Here is an 18716-nt window from a genome sequence, read left to right on the forward strand (position 1 = left end):
GGCAGGCGGTTGTCGAAGAAATTGAGCAGGAGCAGTGCGGATGCCGCTCGGCTCGAAGTGATGTGGCTGAGGTGCAGCGTCGGTCGTCAGTCTGCCGCAAGCTCGATTTTCGGGCAAAACCCATTACCGCATGATGGCAGCACAGTGGCGCAACAATGCCTATGATTCAACGCAAGGCGATGGATCACGCCCCGCGACGCTGAACCCAAGGGCAACAGACCCTGGCCCCAACAGCTAGAAAACAGCCCGCCCGTGAAAGGCTTGGAGAACAAGGCGATGACCCCGCCCAGCACGCCGATTGACGCGCATGATGCCGTCGCTCGACGCCCTCGAATCGCAACACCCTTGAACCTGCTGATCGTTCTGGCGAGCGTGTTCGTTGCCATTGTCTGGCTGATCACCCTGCAACGCATCGCCTTCGAACGTGAGCAGGCGCTGGCTGCGGAAATGGCAGCCAACTCCAGCCTGGCCATCGCTTTCGAGCAGCAGGTGTTCCGCGCGCTGAAGGCGGCCGAGCAGGTGGCGGCTTTCGTGCGCGAGCAGTACCGCCGGCAGGGTAAGGCCATCGACCTGCGCCGCTGGGTCGAGGAGGGCGTGATCCGCGAGGAGATGTTCACCATCGTCAGCGTGGTGGACGAGCAGGGCGATATCGTCAGCAGCAGCCAGAACACCGGCCCGGTCAACTACGCCGACCGCGAGTTCTTCACGGCGCAGCGCGATGCTCGTATCGATCATCTGTTCATCAATCAGCCGGTACTCGGGCGGGTTTCCGGGCGTTGGCTGATTCCCATGTCGCTACGTATCGAGCGCGATGACGGCAGCTTCGCCGGCGTCGTGGTGATGGCCGTGCGTCCAGAGGACGTCACGCGTTTCTTCCAGCAGGTCGATCTGGGCCCGCAGGGGCTTTTGGAGCTCGCTGGCCTCGACGGCGTGATACGTGCGCGCAAGATCGGCGCACGCAGCGAATTTGGCCTGGGTGCCGAGTCGCTGGCCTGGTTCCAGCGGCAAAAGCTGCATGACGCCGATGATTTCCACGACAGTGGCGAGGGGCTCGATGGCGTCGCCCGTATCGTCAGCTACCGCACCATGAGCGGTTATCCCCTGATGATTACCGTGGCCACCGCCTACGACGAGGAGATGGCGACGACCTTGCAGCGGCGCTCTACCTACCTGATGGCCGCAGTCGGCGTCACCCTGGTGGTCATGCTGTTCGTTGGCCTGCTGGCGCTGATGCTGGTTCGCCAACGCGCAGCCACCGATGCCCTGCAAGGCAGCGAAGCGCTGTTTCGCGCCACCTTTCACCAGGCGGCCATGGGTATCGCCCACATCAGCCCCGAGGGTCGGATACTGCGGGTCAACGAGAAGTTCGCACGCATGCTGGGGCGCCCGGCCGAGGCGCTGCAAGGCGCCAACATTTTCGACCTGAGCGACGCTGAAGTAGCTGCCGCAGCCCGCAGCTTTCTGAGCGAGCAACTGCTCAGCGAGGCACGTGCGCTTTCCCCGGAAATCGAGAAAACCTATCGGCGTGAGGATGGCTCGCTGATCTGGGTATGCGAGGCCTCAAGCGTCGTCCGCAATCGCCATGGTCACCCGGAGTTCCTGGTGCTGGTCACGCAGGACATCACCGAGCGCAAGCACCTGGAAGCGCGCCTTTGTCATGACGCCGAGCATGACGCCCTCACCGGGTTGGCCAACCGCGTCAGGTTCCACCAGCGCCTTGACCAGGCGCTGGAGTCCGTGCGCGACCAGCAGCAGCTGTGCGCCGTGCTCTATATCGACCTGGATGGATTCAAGGAAATCAACGACCGCCACGGTCATACGGCCGGCGATAGCCTGCTGCAGATGGCCGCCAGGCGTCTGGAAGGATGTGTGCGCAGCACGGACACGGTCGCACGCTTCGGCGGTGATGAGTTCGGCATCGTCCTGGCCAATCTGCACGGCAGTCAGGATTGCGAGACGGTGGCGCTCAAGGTGCTGGATGTTCTGGCACGTCCATTCGACCTGGATGGTAGCGTGGTGCGGATATCGGCTAGTGTCGGCGCCGCTCTGTTTCCGCTGCACGGTGAAAGCGGCCAAGACCTGCTCAAACGTGCGGACCAGGCCATGTATGCGGCCAAGCACGCGGGCAAGAATCGCTTTCACAGCGCTGACGGATAGGGTTGATGATGGCTTGAGCAGCCATCTACGGATCTTCGCCTGAGTACCTTGGACGGCTACTGGTCCGCGATAGGCTGAGTCGAAACGCCCTGTTCGCCAGCCACCAGCAGCTGCCTGCGCCATTTCCACTCCAGTATGCCCAAGCCTGCGACGAACGCAGCCTCGCCGAGCACATGGCAAAACCCCGGTAGCGTCATGACCGGGGCAAAGGTCGCAGCGATGCCAAGGCATACCAACGCCCAGAATCCGTTGGCCACTGCCAGCAGTTTGATCAGCGCTTCGGAGCGCCGCACACGAATCGCCAGCGAAAAGGAAAAGCAGGAATAGGCGATATTGACCGCACCGATGAAGCTCAGCAGCTCGCGGGGCAGGGCATACCACTCGCTCAACCAGGCGGCGAACGACAACACGAGAACCCCCGCGACTGCTGCGGCCATGCAGTCCAGCCAAAGGATATGCCTGATCATTCGCATGAGGTTCGCCTCAGACGCTATGCCGCTTTGGCAAGGTCAGCAGGTACAGCAGGGTAAAGGCGATCACCAGCAGATCCAGGGCGACGGCGGGCGCGGCCTTGCTCAGGTAGTCCTGGCCATGGATCAGCAACAGCGACACGAAGATGGCCTTGCTCAACGCGGCAATGACGGCGCAGAGAGCCCGATGCTTCGGGCTCAGCCCACCATAGATCAGCAGTACGCCCATCAACCCGATCAGCGCCGACCAACTGCGAACGACCAAGGATTGCAACTGCCCGTCGAAGGATGCGCCAAACATCGACTGCAGCGCCTCCTGTGGAGCGAACAGACCGTAGAACATGGTCGCTGTGAGAACGCCAGATAGCAGCATCAGCCATCTGAAATTGCGTGCAATGAAGTCCATCGATGTTTACGTCCTTGTTGATACGAGCGGGTGGAGCATAGCGTCAAAGCGAAGACGTTGGACGCAGCCAGGCTGGAGATTCATGTTGCCCCAGCAACCTGTGCGCCATTTCATCCAGGCAACCATATCCTCAAGAGGTCACAACGCTGTGCGCTCGAGCTGCTGGTTCAGGCTGGGGCCGGTGCAGCCATTGAGTCTATTGGTTTGGGTTAACAGACGCTCGATGAGCGAGCAGGGTGAGCAGCATTGGCTGGTACTCGGATAGCGGGTCGTCTCGCGCCTGATTCAGGTGCAATGGCTGGTCAAGAAGTTGCGCGATCTGTTAGTTAAAAGCTCATAAAACAAGCTGTAACCTGCATATCTTCTGGGTTCTTGGCGGTTTTTAAAAAGTGCTTTTCAGCCACAATTCATGCTTTATACTCGGCCTTCGGCTGCAGCAAGAACGCGAATCGCTTGACCTGCTCCATGCTCGATTGCCGGGGGTGGCGAACGCTGAGAGGACCGTTTTTACCGAGCCGTCAAAGCGCCTTCGGGACAATAAAAACATAGCGAGTTTGGAGAAGTTGGTAATGGCAGATCGTGAGACGGGAACCGTCAAATGGTTCAATGATTCCAAGGGTTACGGGTTCATTCAGCGCGAAAGCGGCCCGGACGTGTTCGTTCACTACCGCGCTATTCGTGGCGACGGCCACCGCACTCTGGTCGAAGGCCAGAAGGTCGAGTTCGGTGTGACCCAGGGCCAGAAAGGCCTGCAAGCGGAAGACGTCTCCGCAGTCTGAGCTCCTGCTCGACATACAACAAGGCCCGTCGATGACGGGCCTTGTTGTTTATGGCGTTCGTTGAACCTGAACGCATGGGGTGGCGCAGACCTGTAGCCCGGATGTAATCCGGGGAAATGGACTGGTTTTCCCCGGATTACATCCGGCTACTGGCGAAGATAATGACCCCACGCAGCCTTGCGTAGGAGCCCCGCCCCGGGGCGAAGCTTGTCGTCCTGATTCGCGGCGGGGCGCCGCTCCTACAGATTTACTGCTGCGCCAAGCGGCCGCTTTTATTCAGTACGCCAGACGATCTCGGTTTCACCATCGGCGTCGACCTTGATCCAGCGATCAGCTTCCTCATCGCTTTCATCTTCTACCCAGGTGCCCGGTGCGCAGCGCACTTGCACGCCGAGCGCGGCATGGGCGGCGCGGGCGCAGGCCAGGTCGTCGGCCCAGGGCGTGGCGTCGCTTTCCAGATACAGGCTGTGCCATTTGCCCACGGCTTTCGGCAGCCAGGTCACCGGCACTTCCCCGGCCTTGCACTTGAAGGTCTGGCCTTTCTGCTGCCAGTCGCTGCAAGGGCCAAGGGCTTCACCCAGCCATTGCGCCACGGCGTCACGTTCGGCGTCTTTCAGGTAGATCTCGATATCAGGTTGGCGCATGGCTTTCAGTCCTGAGAGCGTGGGCTCTGGGTTTTGGTGATCCAATCGTAGCGGATTGAAACGGTGACATCGAAGGGCTCGGCGATCACCGCCTCGCGACGTTCGGCACTGGCGCGCCAGCCGTGCGGGGTCATGGCCAGCAGGTCGGCGCGAGCCTGTGCTTCGGCCAGATGCAGCGGGAATTCGAGGGTCTCGCTGTGGGCGAAGTGCATGCCGGGCGGAATCAGCGCCAGGTGCTTCTCGTCGTCGTAGTCGCGCACCTCGTCGTACAGCTTCTGCCGCAGCTCCATCAGGTGGCCACGGGTCGGGCCCATGCGCAGCAGGCCGCCACCGGGGGCGAGCAGGCGTTTGGCCTCGTTCCAGTCGAGTGGGCTGAAGACGCTGGCGAGCAGGCTGCAACTGGCATCGGCCAAGGGCACGCGGGCCATGCTCGCCACCAGCCAGTTCAACTGCGGAGCACGTTTGCACGCGCGTTTGACCGCCTCACGAGAGATGTCCAGGGCATAACCGTCGGCGGCGGGCAGGCCACGGGCGATCTGTTCCGTGTAGTAACCCTCGCCACAACCGATATCCAGCCAGCGCACCGGCTTGTAGTCGGCAGCCAGTGCGGCCAGGCGAGCAGCCAGCGGCGCGTAGTGGCCTGCGTCGAGAAAACGCCGGCGAGCCTCGACCATGGCGGCATTGTCGCCGGGGTCGCGACTGTTCTTGTGTTGTACCGGCAGCAGGTTGTAGTACCCCTGGCGCGCGCGGTCGAAGCTGTGCCGGTTTTCGCAAGCCAGGCCGTTGCCGCTGGGCATCAGCAGCGCTTGGCAGATGGGGCAGATCAGGCTCATGCCAGCAACTTCACCATGGTCTGGTAGTAAACCTCGGTGAGCAGGTCCAGATCGCTGGCCAGTACACGCTCGTTGATCTGGTGGATGGTGGCGTTGACCGGGCCGAGCTCGACCACCTGGGTGCCGAGGGTGGCGATGAAGCGCCCGTCGGAGGTGCCGCCAGAGGTCGATGGGGTGGTGTCGCGGCCGGTGACGGCCTTGATGCTGGCGGCCACGGCGTCCAGCAGGTCGCCCGGCTGGGTAAGGAAGGGCAGGCCGGACAGGGCCCACTCCAGGTGGTAGTCCAGGCCATGCTTGTCGAGGATGGCGGTGACGCGTTGCTGCAGACCTTCGACGGTAGATTCGGTGGAGAATCGGAAGTTGAACACCGCCTTCAGCTCGCCGGGGATGACGTTGGTTGCACCGGTGCCGGAATTGAGGTTGGACACCTGGAAGCTGGTCGGCGGGAAGTAGTCGTTGCCGTGATCCCAGTGCTCGGCGGCCAGTTCGGCCAGCGCCGGGGTGGCCAGGTGAATCGGGTTCTTCGCCAGGTGCGGGTAGGCCACGTGGCCCTGCTTGCCGTACACGGTGAGGGTGCAGCCAAGCGAGCCACGACGGCCGTTCTTGACCACGTCACCGAGCAGGGTGGTGCTCGACGGCTCACCGACGATGCACCAGTCCAGGCGCTCGTTGCGCTCGCGCAGGCGCTCGACCACCGCCTTGGTGCCGTGCTGCGCCGGGCCTTCTTCGTCGCTGGTGATCAGAAAGCTGATCGCGCCCTTGTGCTCTGGGTAGTCGGCGACGAAGCGCTCAACGGCGATGATCATGCTCGCCAGGCTGCCTTTCATGTCCGCTGCGCCACGGCCGCAGAGCATGCCGTCTTCATCCACGCGCACATCGAACGGCTGGTACTGCCAGGCGTCCAGCGGGCCGGTGGGCACCACATCGGTGTGGCCGGCGAAGCATAGCACCGGGCCGTCACCACCGCGCTTGGCCCAGAAATTCTCCACCTCTTCGATACGCATGTGCTCGACCTCGAAGCCACAGGCGGCCAGGCGGCGCATCATCAGCTCCTGGCAGCCTTCGTCGACCGGGGTCACGGACGGGCGGCGGATCAGGTCGAAGGCGAGGTCCAGGGTCGGGGTGAGGGGGGCGGTCATGATGGCTCCGGTACGACAGCTAGCGTGAAGGCTGGCCATCTTAAAGCAAAAGTCGTTACCGATCAGGTGATAAGGCGCGCCGTACGGCATCTTCGCCATAAAAGCGGCCTGCTGCGACTGGCCGACGGCTGACCTGCATGGCGGGCTTGGGTGGGCAGGGTGCTATCTCTATAATGCGCGCCTTCCTGAAGGGGGTGTAATGGGTACTGAGGATCAGCGATTTGGCGGCATAGCCCGGCTCTACGGCCAGGAAGGCTATCAACGCCTGGCGGCCGCGCATGTGGCGGTAGTCGGCATCGGCGGTGTCGGCTCCTGGGCGGCCGAGGCGCTGGCGCGCTCGGGCGTGGGCGAGATCTCCCTGTTCGACCTGGACGACGTCTGCATTACCAACACCAATCGCCAGGTGCATGCCGTCGAAGGTGCGATAGGCAAGGCCAAGGTCGATGAGATGGCCGCGCGCATCCGCGCTATCAACCCGGCCTGCGTGGTGCATGCGGTGGCGGATTTCGTCACCCGCGAAACCATGGCCGAGTACATCACCGAGCAGCTCGACGGGGTCATCGATTGCATCGACAGCGTGCCGGCCAAGGCGGCGCTGATCGCCTGGTGCAAGCGGCGCAAGATTCAGATCGTTACCACCGGTGGGGCGGGCGGGCAGGTCGATCCGACGCAAATTCAGGTCACCGACCTGAACAAGACCTTCAACGATCCGCTGGCGGCCAAGGTGCGCAGCCTGCTGCGTCGCGATTACGGTTTCTCTCGTACACCGGGACGCACCTATAGCGTGCCCTGCGTGTTTTCCACCGAGCAGCTGCGCTATCCCAAGCCGGACGGCACGGTCTGCCAGGCCAAGGGCTTCGTCGGAGAAGGCGTGCGCCTCGACTGCGCCGGCGGCTTCGGTGCCGTGATGATGGTCACCGCCAGCTTCGGTATGGCTGCAGCGGCCAAGCTGGTGGACAAGCTGGTGGCTGGCGCACGCCGCCCGGCGGAGCGTCTGCCCAAGGCTTGAAAAATCCCCGGCCATGCTTCGTTTGGCTATGCTGGGGCGAGATGGGAGAGGTTGCCGTAACTGACAGGGAGGCGTCGTAGATGATTCGTATCAGAGGTGATTTGTGTCGTACCTGTTTTGTAGCGTCTCTCTGAAAAGACGCTGGGCACGGATGTTCGCCTCCCTGGCGTTGCCTTTGTTGTGGGTGGCGATGGGACCGGTTCAGGCTGAACCCAAGAAGTTGTTTATCGGTACCGGCGACTGGGCGCCTTACGTCGATCAGGAGCGTAGTGACGGTGGTGCTCTGGCGCGTCTGATCAGCGCTGTCTTTGCTGAGGCGGGCTATCAGGTCGAGTACGTCTTTCGTCCCTGGGACCGCAATGTGCTGATGCTGCAGCAGGGGCAGTTGCACGCGATCATGCCCTACAGTTGTACGCCCAGCCGGCTCAACTATGGGATTTGTAGCGACACGCTGGTGCGCGGAGAGATCGTCCTGTTCCATCGTCGCGAGCAGGCGTTCGACTGGACCACGGTCGAGGATTTACTGAGCTACCGTATTGGCACGACTCTGGGTTACTCCTACGGCCCGGCGTTCGATGCAGCGTTGCAGGCCGGTCGGCTCAACGTCGAGCAAAATGGCAAGGAAGACACCAGCTTCCGTCTGCTTGAACTGGGGCGCATCGACTTGCACCCGCAGGATCGTGCGGTGGGTTACGCCATGTTGCGCCGGCTGTTTCGAAAAGACGGCGGTAACATCATTCACCATCCGCGTCAGCTCAATACAGAGCCTCTGCGCCTGTTGTTTCGCAAGGACGATCCGGAAAGTGTCATGCTGTTGCGCAAGTTCAATGCCGGGCTGCGTGAGTTCGCCAACCGTGGTGATCTGCAGCGACTGCAGCAGGCACTCAACTCCGGCGATGCCGATGACTGGAAACCCAGCCAGTCAACTCCGCTGGCGCGAGATTGAACGGCACTCGCCGAATTCCGTTCTCAAGAGTCTTTTGCATGCTCAATAACGATGTACTGCGCAGCCTGCGCTATCTGTTAGACGTCAGCGACGCCAAGCTGGAAGAACTCTGCCGGTTGGCGGATTATCCCGTCGAGCCGGGTTTGATCTCGGCCTGTCTGTTGCACGAGGACGAGCCAGGCTATCGCTCGTGCAACGATGTGCTGCTGGCGCACGTGCTCGAAGGGCTGGTGTTCCACAAGCGTGGCAAGGACGACAGCCGGCCGCGCTTGCCGATGGAAAAGCGCCTGACCAACAACCTGATCCTGAAGAAGCTGCGCGTGGCATTCGAGCTGCGTGACGATGATATTCAGTCCATTCTGCAAGCGGCTGACCTGCCGATGACCAAGACCGAGCTCAGCGCATTGTTCCGGGCACCGGGGCACAAGCATTTTCGCGAGTGCGGCGACCAGATTCTGCGCAATTTCCTGCGGGGTTTGACCTTGCGTGAGCGGGGCTGAGCCTCGCTGCACAATGCCTAGATGATTTCGGCGGTTGAGCGCTGCCGGCGGCGCGGGATCAGCAATATGCCCAAGGCTACCCCCAGAAAGCTGGTCAACAGATCCCCAGTGATGGCGCCTACGCTGTCCCTGCCAGTCTCAGGCAATATGCAGTCGTAGCTGACGCTGGTGAGCGCACCGAATTGCAACGGTTGCTGATCCAGGGGTTGTCCCAGGTTGTACTGCGGGATGGCGGCCCAGTCATCATGGATGCGCTACGTTTCTTCTGGGCTGCATAGATTGCTATAGAAACTGATGCTGCCTAGGGCGATCAAGCCGAATGCGACCAAGCCGCTGGTGACGAGACGCCGATTCGGAGCCATCAGCGCCAGGCAAATCCCGGCAAGCAGACCGGACAAAACCAGGATCAAGATGAAGGGGTGCATTGGCAGCACCTCGTAAACGGCGTCCGGCAGAAATGCCAGCATTGCTCCAAGAAACTGGGGGCCGAAGTAAACCACGGCGATGCTGAGCAGGGCGGCTAGCCCTACGCGGATAAAAATAGGCATGACTCGCTCCATGAGTTCGAGGGCCGCGAGCATACATCATCGATGCCGGGCGAGACCGAACCAGCTTCTAGCTTTCTTGCGCCAGTTCTCGCATACGCTGCAGCACCGCATTGAGCCCATTGCTGCGTGACGGCGAGAGCTGCCGTTGCAGGCCCAATTGTTCAAACCAGTCGACCAGGTCGAGCGCCGCCAGTTTGTTACCGCTAAGGCCATCGACCCGCGCCAGCAATACGGCAAGCAGGCCGCGTAGCAGACGGGCGTCGCTATTGGCGCGAAAGTGCAGATGTTCACCGCTGCGCTCGGCGATCAGCCAGACCAGGCTCTCGCAGCCATGCACACGGTGCTCGTCGACCCGCTCGGCGTCGCTCAATGGCGCCAGGCGCTCACCCCATTGCATCAGCAGGCGCGCGCGCTGCTCCCAGCCGGGGCAGGCGGTAAAAGCTGCCAGTGCTTCCTGAGCGGCGACTGGCAGGCTCATGGCGAGAGACTCCCGTAGCATGTAGGAGCGGCTTCAGCCGCGATGGTCCGGGTACCGATATTCGCGGCTGAAGCCACTCCTGCAACGAGCAATTGGCGGCATTTCATCGCAACAGCTCCAGGGCGTTATCCAGGGCGCTGAAGAAGCGCTGCAGGTCCTCGCCGTCGTTGTACAGGCCGAGCGATACGCGAATCGCACCACTCAAGCCGAGACCTTTCATCAGTGGCATGGCGCAGTGATGCCCGGCGCGCACAGCGATACCCTGTTCGCTGAGCAGGTGCGCCAGGTCGGCGTTATGCACGCCGTCGACACAAAAGCTGGCCAGGGCCAATTGGGGTTGGCCCAGCAGGCGAACACCGTCACGCGCCTGCAGGCCGGCCAGCAGTTCGGCATGCAGGGTCGCCTCATGACGTGCCACGGCTGCGTGATCCTGGCCGTTCAGCCAGTCCAGTGCAGCGCCCAGCGCGATGACCGCAGAAACCGCTGGTGTGCCAGCCTCGAAACCCAGTGGAGCTGGGCGAAAGCGCGCCTCATGGTAGTCGGCATCGAGCACCATCTCGCCGCCGAATTGCCAGTGCTGCAATTGGCCCAACGCTTCGCGGCGGCCATATAGCAGGCCGACGCCATCCGGGCCGTAGAGCTTATGTGACGAACAGACGTAGAAGTCGCAGCCCAGCGCTTGCAGGTCATGACGACCATGCACCGCGCCCTGAGCGCCGTCGACCACAGTGAGGGCGCCTTGCGTGCGCGCCAGTGCCAGCAGCTCGTCCAGCGGCTGCCAGCGACCCAGTACGTTGGACAGTTGCGAGACTGCCAGTAGGCGGGTGCGCGGGCCGATCAGCCTGGCCGCTTGTTGAAGGTCGATGCTGCCGGCGTCATCGAGCGGAAGGACCACCAGTTCCAGGCCGCGACGCTTGGCCAGTTGCTGCCAGGGCAGCAGGTTGGCGTGGTGTTCCAGTGCGCTGATGACGATCTGCTCGCCCGGCTGCAGCAAGTGCTCCAGGCCGTAGGCCAGCAGGTTCAATGATTCGGTAGTGCCGCGGGTAAAGATGATCTCCTCGGCGCTGGCCGCATTCAGCCACTGCGCCGCCTGGCTGCGTGTCGCCTCAAAGGCACGGGTGGCGCGCTCGCCTGGCAGATGCTGGGCGCGATGCACGTTGGCCACGCCGCTGGCCAGGTAGCCGAGCAAAGCGTCCAGCACCGCCTGCGGTTTTTGCGCAGTGGCGGCGCTGTCCAGGTAGGTCTGGCCTTCGGCTGCGAGGGCGAGAATGCCGGGGAAGTCGGCACGCCAGGGGGAGATCAGTGACATGGATGCTTCCAGAGATCATCCGGCGGTTAAAAGTTGGGTTTAACGTGTAGCGAGCGACGGCCAGACAAGGCGCGATAAGGCGAGGAACGGTCGGAGTCGCGGGCGACTTTACTGGTCTGATGACCGATCCGAGCCTTATTGCAACGCAGTATGGGCTAGCGCAGCAGCGTTAAACCAGCTTTTCAGTTGTGGGCGTGCAGGGCTTCGTTCAGCTCGATGGCCGACTTGTGGGTTTTGCACTCCACGGCGCCGGTCAGTGAGTTGCGACGGAACAGCAGGTCCGGCTGACCAGCCAGGTCGCGCGCCTTGACCACCTTGACCAGGGCGTTGCCTTCGTCGAGCAGGTTCACCTTGGTACCGGCAGTGATGTACAGGCCAGCTTCCACGGTGTTGCGGTCACCCAGCGGAATGCCGATACCCGCGTTGGCACCGATCAGGCAGCCTTCGCCGACGCTGATGATGATGTTGCCGCCACCGGACAGGGTGCCCATGGTCGAGCAGCCGCCGCCCAGGTCCGAACCCTTGCCGACGAATACGCCAGCGGAAACGCGGCCTTCGATCATGCCCGGGCCTTCGGTGCCGCCGTTGAAGTTGACGAAGCCTTCGTGCATCACGGTGGTGCCTTCGCCGATATAGGCGCCCAGGCGCACACGGGCGCTGTCGGCGATACGCACGCCGGCCGGTACCACGTAGTCGGTCATTTTCGGGAACTTGTCCACCGAGAACACTTCCAGCAGCTCGCCCTTCAGGCGCGCTTCCAGTTGGCGCTCGGCCAGTTCGTTCAGGTCGACAGCGCCCTGGCTGGTCCAGGCCACGTTGGGCAGCAGCGGGAAGATGCCGGCCAGGCTGAGGCCGTGCGGCTTGACCAGACGATGCGACAGCAGGTGCAGCTTGAGGTAGGCCTCCGGGGTGCTGGTCAGTGCGGCATCTTCAGCCAGGAAGGTGGCGACCAGCGGGTTGTGGCTTTCGGCCAGGCGGGTCAGCAGCGCCGCTTGAGCAGCGTCCACGCCTTTCAGGGCTTCGGCCAGATCGGCGGCTTGCGCAGTGGTAAAGGTGATGGCCTGGTTGCCGCCTTGATAGCCGAGCTTCTCGGCGGCCTTGGCCACCAGCTCGCTGGCCGGGTTGAGCAGCGGCAGGGCGTAGAAGACTTCCAGCCAGTTGCCCTGACGGTTCTGGGTGCCAACACCAAAGGCGATGCTGTAAAGGGAGGTGCTCATTAAGATGGGTTCCTTGCAACGAAATCGGGTGAGAGTGATCAGGCCAGCGCGGCTTGGTAGTTATCCGGCTTGAAGCCGACCAGGGTCTTGTCGCCCAGGTCGAGTACCGGGCGCTTGATCATCGATGGCTGGGCCAGCATCAGTTCGATGGCCTTGGCCTGGTCGAGATCGGCTTTCTGCGCGTCGTCCAGCTTGCGGAAGGTGGTGCCGGCACGGTTCAGGATGGTCTGCCAGCCATGCTCGTTGCACCACTTTTCCAGGTTTGCACGGTCGATTCCGACGCTCTTGTAGTCGTGAAAGGCATAGTCGACCTGGTGTTCATCGAGCCAGGTTCTGGCCTTTTTCATCGTGTCGCAGGCCTTGATGCCATACAGGACGTAACTCATTGATCTTCCTCTGATGAGTGGCGTGCCGGAAGGTCCGGTATATACGGCGGGCCATTATGCCACGTCGTGTCCCTGCATGGCGGTGGCTGTCGCTGCGATGTGTTACGGCGCTAGAATCACGGCCTCCCGCTCGTTCGCGCCGGTTCCACGCCATGCAATTGCTCTACACCATTCTGACCATGTTGCTGGTGGTCAGTGGCACCCGCATTACCGCCCAGTTCATACCCCTGCCATTGCCGCTGCTGCAGATCCTGATCGGCGCGCTGTTGGCGATTCCCGTGCTGGGGCTGCATGTGCGGCTCGATCCCGAGTTGTTTCTGCTGTTGTTCATCCCGCCGTTGCTGTTCGTCGATGGCTGGCGCATGCCCAAGGGGCAGTTTCGCCAGTTGCGCACACCGATCCTGCTACTGGCCTTCGCACTGGTGTTCTTCACCATCCTCGGCGCAGGCCACTTCATCCACTGGCTGTTGCCGCAGGTGCCGCTGGCTGCCTGCTTCGCCCTGGCAGCCGTGCTGTCTCCGACCGATGCGGTGGCTGTGGCGGCGATCACCCACGGCCGTTTGCCGAGCACCTTGAACAACCTGCTGCAGGGCGAAGCGCTGATGAACGATGCCTCTGGCCTGGTGGCGTTCAAGTTCGCGGTGGCTGCGACCCTCACCGGCGTGTTCTCGATCACCGATGCCAGCCTGCAGTTCGTGCTGGTGGCCTTTGGCGGCCTGGCCATCGGTGTCGCGCTCAGTTACCTGTTGGGGCGTCTGCGCGCCTGGATGATCGCCCGCGGCTGGGAAGATCCGGCGCCGCACGTGTTGCTGCTTCTGCTGCTGCCGTTCGCCGCTTATGTGGCGGCCGAGCACCTGGGGTTGTCCGGCATTCTGTCGGCAGTCGCGGCAGGGATGATGCAGAGCCGTCTCGATCTGCTGCCGCGGCAAACGTCCACGCGCATGCTCAATCGCAGTGTCTGGGCCTTGCTGGAGTTCACCTTCAACGGCTTGATCTTCCTGCTGCTGGGCTTGCAGTTACCCGACATCCTCAATGCGGCATTGGGCGAGCACGCAGCGTCCTGGTCGTTCGCCCTGGAAGCGGCCGGCATGGTGCTGGCGATCTATGCGGTGCTCATGCTGCTGCGCTTCGTCTGGGTCTACAGCTACTGGCGGGTGTCCGGTGCGGTACGTCGCCTGCGTGGAGAGCCGACGCGTTTTGCCGGGCAATCGCGGGTCGCCCTGAGTGCGGTGCTGACGTTAGGCGGGGTACGCGGTGCGGTGACGCTGGCGGGGGTGATGTCGCTGCCGTTGCTGCTCAACAACGGGCAGGCGTTTCCGCAGCGCGATCTGCTGATTCTGATCGCTGCCGGGGTGATCCTGCTGTCGCTGCTGGTGGCCAGCGTGGCCTTGCCGCGCCTCCTGCCGCGACTCCCGCAGGACAACGCCGCCCTGCGCGAGCGTGAGCTCAATCGTCACCGTGCGCTGATGCTGGAGTCGGCGATTCGCTACCTGGAGTCCGAAGATGAGCGCGCGGCCGATGCCGAGGGCGCGATCACCTCGGTGGAGGTGAAGGCGCGGCTGATGAGCGAATACCGTGATCTGCTGGAGCGCGCCCATGATGGCGACGAAGCACGCGAGCAGCAGCGTGAGGTGGATCGTCTGGAGTATCGCTTGCGCCTGCAGGCGCTGCGTACCCAACGGCTGGAGCTGTATCGCATGCGCAAGGACAATGAACTGGATGACGATATGCTGACCGAGATCCTGCGCGATCTGGATATCGCCGAGGCGCGCCTGCACAAGAGTTGAGTCACAGATAGGCGTAGCCCGGATGCAATCCGGGAGGCCTTGGGCGGGCTATCCCCGGATTGCATCCGGGCTACGGAGTTAGAGGCTCGCGGCTAAAGCCCCTCCTACAAATCAATTAGCTGTGGGAGGGGCTTTAGCCGCGGCTGCTTCTGACGTCGCTCAGGCGCCGCGAATGAAGCGGGCGATGCGCTCGGCGGCTTCGATGCACTCGGCCAGTGGTGCAACCAGCGCCATGCGCACACGGCCGGCGCCTGGGTTGACGCCGTTCACTTCGCGCGACAGATACGAACCTGGCACCACCGTGACGTGCTCGGCGGCGAACAGGTCGCGGGTGAACAGGGTGTCATCACCCGGGGTGCTTGCCCAAAGGTAGAAGCCACCATCCGGGCGTTGCACGTCCATCACCGGGGCGAGGATGTCCAGCACGGCAGCGAACTTCTCGCGGTACATATCGCGGTTGGCGCGTACGTGTGCTTCGTCGTTCCAGGCGGCAACGCTGGCCAGCTGGGTTTGTACCGGCATGGCGCAGCCGTGGTAGGTGCGGTACAGCAAGAAGTGCTTGAGGATGCTGGCGTCACCGGCGACGAAGCCCGAGCGCAGCCCTGGCAGGTTGGAGCGCTTGGACAGGCTGTGGAACACCACGCAACGGGCGAAATCGTTGCGACCCAGCTCGGCGCAGGCGCTGAGCAGGCCGGGCGGCGGCGCGTCTTCATCGAAATACAGCTCGCTGTAGCACTCGTCGGCGGCGATGACGAAGTCGTGCTCGTCAGCCAGGGCGATCAGTTTCTTCAGCGTCTCGACCGGGATCAGTGCGCCCGTGGGGTTGCCCGGCGAGCAGAGGAACAGAATCTGGCAGCGCTTCCAGGTTTCCGCCGGCACGGCATCGAAGTCCGGGTTGAAGCCATGGGCTTCCAGGCACGGCAGGTAGTGTGGCTCGGCACCGGCGAGGAAGGCCGCACCTTCGTAGATCTGATAGAAGGGGTTAGGGCTGATCACCAGGCCCTTGGCGTTGCGGTCGACCACCGCTTGGGTGAAGGCGAACAGCGCTTCGCGCGTGCCATTGACCGGCAGCACGTGGCGCGCAGCATCCAGCCAGCCGCCGGGTACGCCGAAACGGCGCTCGCACCAGGTGGCGATGCTCTGGCGCAGCTCCGGCAGGCCGAGGGTGGTCGGGTAGACGGCGAGCTTGTCGAGGTTGGCGGTCAGCGCCTGGCCGACGAAGTCCGGCGAACGATGCTTGGGTTCGCCGATGGACAGGGCAATCGGACGCTTGTCGGCGGCCGGTTTTACGCTGCCGAGCAGTTCGCGCAGTTTCTCGAAAGGGTAGGGCTGGAGCTGGTCGAGGGCTGGATTCATCGTTATCTCGTATACGTCGGAAAGCGGGGCGGCTCGATCAAATGTTTATCTGCAGACTCTGCGGCTGAATGCTCGGCTCTGACAGGCGGCGGACGATGGTTTCCTGTAGACGCGCGCACAGCTCGGGGTCGGACAGCGGCTGGTTGTTGGCATCGGTGACGAAGAACACGTCCTCGACGCGCTCGCCCAGGGTGGCGATCTTGGCGTTCTGCAGCGACAGGTCGTATTCGAGGAAGATGCGCCCGATGCGCGCCAGCAGGCCGGGGCGGTCCGGTGCGGTCAGCTCGAGGATGGTCACCGGGCGCTGCGCGTCGTTGTGAATGGTCACCTGCGGGGCGAAGGCGAAATGCTTGAGCTGGCGCGGTACGCGGCGCTGAATGATGGTCGGGTAGTCGTCCGGGTTCTTCAGCGCCTCGATCAGGCCTTCACGAATCTGCTGGATACGCGCCGGGTTGTTACCAATGGAACCGCCGTCGGCATCCAGTACCACGTAGGTGTCGAGGGTGAACTGGCTGGTGGAGGTGATGATCCGCGCGTCGTGAATGTTCAGGTTGAGCTGGCTCATCGCGGCCACGGTCACGGCGAAGAAGTCATGCTGGTCCGGCGCGTAGATGAAGATCTGCGTGCCGCCCTCGAATTCGCGCTGTGTGGTTTCCTTCATCAGTACCAGCGGGCCGCCATCGTTGGGGTGCTGGAGAATGGCGTCGGTGTGCCAGGCCACGTCGGTGGCGGTGTGGCGCAGGAAGTAGTCGTCGCCGAGCTGGCTCCACAGCTGTTCGGCGTCGTCCGGGTCGGTGCCGCCGCGTACCAGGGTGTCCAGGGCCGCGCTTTGCGTCTGGCGAATCTGCTCTTCACGGTCCAGCGGGTTTTCCAGGCCGCGGCGCAGGGCGCGCTTGGTCTCGGTGTAGAGCTGGCGTAGCAGGCTGGCGCGCCAGGAGTTCCACAGGCTGGGGTTAGTGGCGTTGATATCGGCCACTGTCAGTACGTAGAGGTAGTCCAAGTGAGTCTGGTCGCCGACGAACTGGGCGAAGTCGTGGATCACCTGCGGGTCGGAGAGGTCCTTGCGCTGCGCAGTGGTGGACATCACCAGGTGGTGCTGCACCAGCCAGACGACCAGTGCACTATCCCAGGCCGGCAGATGATGGCGGCGGGCGAAGGCCTCGGCGTCCACTGCGCCCAGTTCCGAATGGTCGCCGCCACGGCCCTTGCCGATGTCGTGATACAGGCCGGCGAGGTAGATCAGTTCCGGCTTGGGCAGCTTGTCGATCAGTTTGCTGGCCAGCGGGAATTTCTCCGCAAGTTCCGGCCAGCGGAACTTGCGCAGGTGCTTGATCAGGTTGAGCGTGTGCGCGTCGACCGTATAGATGTGGAACAGGTCGTGCTGCATCTGCCCGACGATATGGCCGAACTCAGGCAGGTAACGGCCGAGAATGCCGTAGCGGTTCATCCGCCGCAGGTTGCGGTGAATACCTTCCCTGCACTTGAACAGTTCGATGAACAGGCTGGTGTTGCGGATATCCTTGCGGAACTCGTCGTCGATCAGGTGGCGGCTGTCGCGCAGCAGGCGGATGCTGTCGGCACGTACGCCTTTGATTTCCGGGTGCTGCGCCATCAGCACGAAAATTTCGATGATGGCGAAGGGTGTGCGCTTGAACACGTTCGGGTGGGTGACTTCGATGTAACGGTCGCGCACCTGGAAGCGGCTGTTCAGCGGTGTGGCCGGGCTGCTTTCGCCGGCGCGCAGGATGACTTCCTCGAAGTGCTGGTTGATCAGGTCCGAGAGTTCGGAAATCCCCATCACCACGCGGTAGTACTTCTGCATGAAGTGTTCGATGCTGCGTTTGCCTTCTCCGTCCTTATAGCCGAACAGCGCGGCGATCTTAACCTGGTAATCGAACAGCAAACGGTCTTCGGCGCGCCCGGCGAGCATGTGCAGGGCGTAGCGCACCTTCCACAAGAATTCCTGGCTGGAGGAGAGCAGGGCGTATTCGCTTTCCAGCAGAAAGCCCTGGCCGACCAGAGCCTGCAGGTTCAGCGTGCCGAACTGACGGCGCGCGACCCAGAGCACGGTCTGGATGTCGCGCAGGCCGCCCGGCGAGCCTTTGACATTGGGTTCGAGGTTGTACTCGGTGTCGTTGTACTTGCCGTGTCGCGCCTTGCGTTCTTCGCGCTTGGCCAGATAAAAGTGCTTGCTCGGCCACATGGCGTCGGTGCTGGTCACCTGCTGCATGCGCTGGCGCAGGTGTTCCGGGCCGGCGATGGTGCGGCTTTCCATCAGGTTGGTGATCACCGTCAGGTCGGCGCGTGCCTCCTCGGCGCATTCGTCGACCGAACGCACGCTCTGGCCGACCTCCAGGCCGATGTCCCAGAGCAGGGTGAGAAAGCCCTCGATGGGCTCGCGGAAGATTTCGTGGTCGCTGCTGTCGAGCAGGATCAGCAGGTCGATGTCCGAATAGGGGTGCAGCTCGCCACGGCCGTAGCCGCCGACCGCCAGCAGGGCGATGTCGGCGTCCTCGCTCCAGGTGAAGCGCTTCCAGGCTTCCTGCAGGATCTGATCGACGAACCAGGCGCGATCCTCGACCAGGCGGCGAATGTCGCGGCCGTCGCGAAAGCGCGCATCGAGTACCTCATGCGCGCCGCGGATGGCCTTCTTGAATGCGGCGATGGGGCTGGATTTTAACGCCAGCTCGGCCTGGAACTGACCGCGGTCAAACAGTTCGGGGTCCATCTGCGGCATGCAGTTGCCTTCCTT

18 protein-coding genes are annotated in these 18716 nt (G+C 62.9%); 6 read left to right on the forward strand and 12 right to left on the reverse strand.

Annotated elements, in window-relative coordinates; all coding sequences use genetic code 11:
- Nucleotides 1-345: 345 nt before the first annotated feature.
- Nucleotides 346-2157, forward strand: coding sequence for a sensor domain-containing diguanylate cyclase (locus CXP40_RS18475; RefSeq protein ID WP_218239069.1), 1812 nt, complete (start codon nt 346-348; stop codon nt 2155-2157).
- A gap of 56 nt (nt 2158-2213) precedes the next feature.
- Here CXP40_RS18475 and CXP40_RS18480 read toward each other — a convergent pair whose 3' ends face one another.
- Together CXP40_RS18480 and CXP40_RS18485 are read right to left on the reverse strand one after the other, a co-directional pair.
- Nucleotides 2214-2630 (reverse strand): hypothetical protein, encoded by a 417-nt coding sequence (locus tag CXP40_RS18480; protein WP_256579485.1) that lies wholly within the window; start codon nt 2628-2630, stop codon nt 2214-2216.
- 10 nt (nt 2631-2640) lie between these two features.
- The gene (locus tag CXP40_RS18485; RefSeq protein WP_106734954.1) at nt 2641-3033 is read right to left on the reverse strand and encodes a hypothetical protein; all 393 of its coding nucleotides are present in this window, start codon (nt 3031-3033) and stop codon (nt 2641-2643) included.
- 569 nt (nt 3034-3602) lie between these two features.
- Here CXP40_RS18485 and CXP40_RS18490 point away from each other — a divergent pair.
- Nucleotides 3603-3812 (forward strand): cold-shock protein, encoded by a 210-nt coding sequence (locus tag CXP40_RS18490; RefSeq protein WP_004423973.1) that lies wholly within the window; start codon nt 3603-3605, stop codon nt 3810-3812.
- A 272-nt stretch (nt 3813-4084) separates the two neighbouring features.
- Here CXP40_RS18490 and CXP40_RS18495 read toward each other — a convergent pair whose 3' ends face one another.
- Genes CXP40_RS18495 through dapE form a run of 3 tightly spaced genes read right to left on the reverse strand, consistent with a single transcriptional unit; the run spans nt 4085 to nt 6428 of the window.
- Nucleotides 4085-4456: a hypothetical protein gene (locus tag CXP40_RS18495; RefSeq protein ID WP_106734955.1), complete on the reverse strand. Its 372-nt coding sequence runs from the start codon at nt 4454-4456 to the stop codon at nt 4085-4087.
- Between the two features lie 5 nt (nt 4457-4461).
- Nucleotides 4462-5289, reverse strand: coding sequence for a putative RNA methyltransferase (locus CXP40_RS18500; protein ID WP_106734956.1), 828 nt, complete (start codon nt 5287-5289; stop codon nt 4462-4464).
- Nucleotides 5286-6428: a succinyl-diaminopimelate desuccinylase gene (dapE, locus tag CXP40_RS18505; protein WP_106735021.1), complete on the reverse strand. Its 1143-nt coding sequence runs from the start codon at nt 6426-6428 to the stop codon at nt 5286-5288. Before dapE ends, CXP40_RS18500 begins: the two co-directional genes overlap by 4 nt.
- A gap of 199 nt (nt 6429-6627) precedes the next feature.
- Between dapE and tcdA the strand changes: the two genes are divergently transcribed.
- From tcdA to CXP40_RS18520, 3 genes are all read left to right on the forward strand, one after another.
- Nucleotides 6628-7437 carry a tRNA cyclic N6-threonylcarbamoyladenosine(37) synthase TcdA gene (gene tcdA / locus CXP40_RS18510; protein ID WP_106734957.1) on the forward strand — a complete coding sequence of 270 codons (810 nt, stop codon included), beginning with the start codon at nt 6628-6630 and terminating at the stop codon, nt 7435-7437.
- Between the two features lie 151 nt (nt 7438-7588).
- Nucleotides 7589-8383, forward strand: coding sequence for an ABC transporter substrate-binding protein (locus tag CXP40_RS18515; protein WP_106734958.1), 795 nt, complete (start codon nt 7589-7591; stop codon nt 8381-8383).
- 38 nt (nt 8384-8421) lie between these two features.
- Entirely contained in the window at nt 8422-8883 is a 462-nt protein-coding gene (locus tag CXP40_RS18520; RefSeq protein WP_106734959.1) for a DUF1456 family protein, read from the forward strand.
- A gap of 254 nt (nt 8884-9137) precedes the next feature.
- Here CXP40_RS18520 and CXP40_RS24010 read toward each other — a convergent pair whose 3' ends face one another.
- The 5 genes from CXP40_RS24010 to CXP40_RS18545 all read right to left on the reverse strand — a co-directional run bounded on the left by CXP40_RS24010 (nt 9138) and on the right by CXP40_RS18545 (nt 12821).
- On the reverse strand, nt 9138-9431 hold the full coding sequence (locus CXP40_RS24010) for a hypothetical protein (protein ID WP_256579486.1): 294 nt from the start codon (nt 9429-9431) through the stop codon (nt 9138-9140).
- A gap of 67 nt (nt 9432-9498) precedes the next feature.
- On the reverse strand, nt 9499-9909 hold the full coding sequence (locus tag CXP40_RS18530) for a SufE family protein (protein WP_106734960.1): 411 nt from the start codon (nt 9907-9909) through the stop codon (nt 9499-9501).
- Nucleotides 9910-10012: 103 nt separating this feature from the next.
- The gene (locus CXP40_RS18535; protein WP_106734961.1) at nt 10013-11218 is read right to left on the reverse strand and encodes an aminotransferase class V-fold PLP-dependent enzyme; all 1206 of its coding nucleotides are present in this window, start codon (nt 11216-11218) and stop codon (nt 10013-10015) included.
- A 182-nt stretch (nt 11219-11400) separates the two neighbouring features.
- Nucleotides 11401-12435, reverse strand: coding sequence for a 2,3,4,5-tetrahydropyridine-2,6-dicarboxylate N-succinyltransferase (dapD, locus tag CXP40_RS18540; RefSeq protein WP_099523500.1), 1035 nt, complete (start codon nt 12433-12435; stop codon nt 11401-11403).
- Between the two features lie 38 nt (nt 12436-12473).
- The gene (locus tag CXP40_RS18545; protein ID WP_099523498.1) at nt 12474-12821 is read right to left on the reverse strand and encodes an ArsC family reductase; all 348 of its coding nucleotides are present in this window, start codon (nt 12819-12821) and stop codon (nt 12474-12476) included.
- Between the two features lie 152 nt (nt 12822-12973).
- Between CXP40_RS18545 and CXP40_RS18550 the strand changes: the two genes are divergently transcribed.
- A complete protein-coding gene (locus tag CXP40_RS18550; RefSeq protein ID WP_106734962.1) occupies nt 12974-14608 on the forward strand; it encodes a Na+/H+ antiporter in 1635 nt (544 codons plus the stop codon).
- Nucleotides 14609-14767: 159 nt separating this feature from the next.
- Here the strand turns inward: CXP40_RS18550 and dapC are convergent, their stop codons facing one another.
- The gene (dapC, locus tag CXP40_RS18555) at nt 14768-15964 is read right to left on the reverse strand and encodes a succinyldiaminopimelate transaminase (RefSeq protein WP_106734963.1); all 1197 of its coding nucleotides are present in this window, start codon (nt 15962-15964) and stop codon (nt 14768-14770) included.
- A 37-nt stretch (nt 15965-16001) separates the two neighbouring features.
- A complete protein-coding gene (locus tag CXP40_RS18560) occupies nt 16002-18701 on the reverse strand; it encodes a [protein-PII] uridylyltransferase (protein ID WP_106734964.1) in 2700 nt (899 codons plus the stop codon).
- Between the last annotated feature and the right edge of the window lie 15 nt (nt 18702-18716).

It is taken from the genome of Pseudomonas sp. YY-1 (genome assembly GCF_002843095.1).
Lineage (GTDB): Bacteria > Pseudomonadota > Gammaproteobacteria > Pseudomonadales > Pseudomonadaceae > Aquipseudomonas > Aquipseudomonas sediminis_A.